3 protein-coding genes and 1 pseudogene are annotated in these 1,828 nt (G+C 35.9%); 1 reads left to right on the plus strand and 3 read right to left on the minus strand.

What is annotated here, in order from left to right:
• Positions 1-310: 310 nt before the first annotated feature.
• Entirely contained in the window at positions 311-853 is a 543-nt protein-coding gene (locus ACFIJP_RS08945) for a hypothetical protein (protein ID WP_375627049.1), read from the plus strand.
• Here ACFIJP_RS08945 and ACFIJP_RS08950 read toward each other — a convergent pair.
• The 3 genes and pseudogenes from ACFIJP_RS08950 to ACFIJP_RS08960 form a co-directional block, all read right to left on the minus strand.
• Positions 812-1,375 carry a hypothetical protein gene (locus ACFIJP_RS08950; protein WP_375627051.1) on the minus strand — a complete coding sequence of 188 codons (564 nt, stop codon included), beginning with the start codon at positions 1,373-1,375 and terminating at the stop codon, positions 812-814. The genes ACFIJP_RS08945 and ACFIJP_RS08950 overlap by 42 nt on opposite strands.
• Complete coding sequence (locus ACFIJP_RS08955; protein ID WP_375627053.1) at positions 1,362-1,700, minus strand: hypothetical protein; 339 nt, start codon at positions 1,698-1,700, stop codon at positions 1,362-1,364. Before ACFIJP_RS08955 ends, ACFIJP_RS08950 begins: the two co-directional genes overlap by 14 nt.
• A 14-nt stretch (positions 1,701-1,714) precedes the next feature.
• Positions 1,715-1,828 (minus strand): annotated as a pseudogene (locus tag ACFIJP_RS08960) (single-stranded DNA-binding protein); the annotation flags it as partial.

The following is a 1,828-nucleotide window of genomic DNA, read 5'->3' on the forward strand; positions in this document are numbered from 1 at the left end:
ATCTTATTCGGAACGCCTTTGACACGCCCTTGACCTGCCTTTGGGGGTATACGCTTTTTAATCGGTTGTGGAGCCTGTTCTGTATTTTGTGATGTCATAAAATACACCCTCTAGATAATAAAAAACCCCGCATTTGCGGGGATTTCAAACTGCACTGCCTCTCGTCTAGACACAATACGCCTAAGTACAGCAATGTCATTAAATACGATTTGCTACAATTTGTCAACATAAAAATAACACATATTGATATATTCAAAAGGAATCGGTTAAGCAGTGTTCTAAACAGTGGATCGTCAAAAAAGAGAAGATAATGATTATAGAAAATTTATGCTTTATTGGAGTTTTGATAGCATTGTTTTTATTAATGCTATTCAATGCAATACATGCCATTAAAAAAGCAGGAAAAAAAGGGAAAGAAATAGTTGCATACTGCACTGTACTATTTTTACCAACGTTTGTTCCATGGATTCCTACACTTATAATATTTAATTCTAACCTTATAGGAAATGATCTACAAGAAAAAGTGGCTGCTCTATTGCTAGCTATATCTGCCGTGAGTTTTATCATATCATGTATAATGATAAAAACAATACGTGAAGATGGTCTACAAGATAACATTAAAGACATAGCTTTAATAACTTGTGGAATACCACTTCTAATTTGTGGTTTCATTGGTGGTATAATTGCACTTTTTATGTGGAATATAACAATAGGGATAATAATTTTAGGGTTATTAGTTTTAATCGGTATAGGTATAAAAGAAAGTTTGAGAGTGATTTTGGGAATAATTGGAGTAATATTGGGGTTAATACTAACGATAGCGTTGATCAAGTTTATTTGGAAAATTGTCTAATGAAAAGTACTTATAAAGCACATTAAGAGTAACGCGTAATGAATTCACAAGATGTGGTAACATTTGATCTTCTATAACGAGATACTGTAACGCTGCATAAAGGTTATATTGTCTATAGAGGCATTGGGCTTCTTTTAGTGCCTCTTGCGTGTTTATAAACTGCTCTGTTGCAAATTCTACCCACTTATCCCTTGCCTTATCATCTGAAGATGACGGCATTTCGTCATAAATTGCATTAGGCAAGCCCTTTGCGCATAAATAGTCGTTTCTTATCTGTAGATATTGTTGCGCGGCGTCGTATTGCTCTTGAGTAAGCACGCCTTGCAAGCAAAGCCGCCCTATATAAGACCCAGAGAGTGGATTTTTTGCCTCTTGTAGCGTTAAACCGAAGCGCTTTGCACGCATTTCTATTGCCAATTTATCAACGGCTTCACGCGGTGCTTTTGCACGTGATATACGTCCGTTTGGTTCTCTTACCTGCCCTGCTATTTTAGGGCGTCCCCTTTTTTTATTTTTTTTCACAGATAACCTCAGACACCTGTTTAACGTTTTCCCAAATTTCCTCTGAGTTTGACCGTGTCTCTCCACCCAAAATCACTACAAATAACAGTAACACTACTGATATACCAAAGGCTGCTAATTTTTTCCAATCATCATCATCACGTATCATCCACACGAAGATAATGACCATCATTACAATTAGAAAGTCTGATGATATATTACAGAATGTCTCAATCTTATTATTATGTTGTAATGATTTTATCTCTTGCTCTGTAATAGTATAGTTATAAACTGGCTTAGATTTACAGATTGCACTAAAGGTATGGAGCGGCGGCTTATCAGACATTTAAATACCCTCTATTAAAAAGGAACACTGTCATTCATAACGGTATGGGGTGTATCAAGAGGTCTGTAAATGCTTCTGTCATAAGCAGATGACTGATCTTGATTATCATCATTTTTGCCATCTAAAAG

It is taken from the genome of Bartonella sp. MU37NMGALS (assembly GCF_042194015.1).
GTDB classification, from domain to species: domain Bacteria; phylum Pseudomonadota; class Alphaproteobacteria; order Rhizobiales; family Rhizobiaceae; genus Bartonella; species Bartonella grahamii.

Coding starts and splice junctions, on each gene's coding strand:
- ACFIJP_RS08945 (WP_375627049.1), top strand. CDS start 311: ATGATTATAGAAAATTTATGCTTTATTGGAGTTTTGATAGCATTGTTT.
- ACFIJP_RS08955 (WP_375627053.1), bottom strand. CDS start 1,700: ATGTCTGATAAGCCGCCGCTCCATACCTTTAGTGCAATCTGTAAATCT.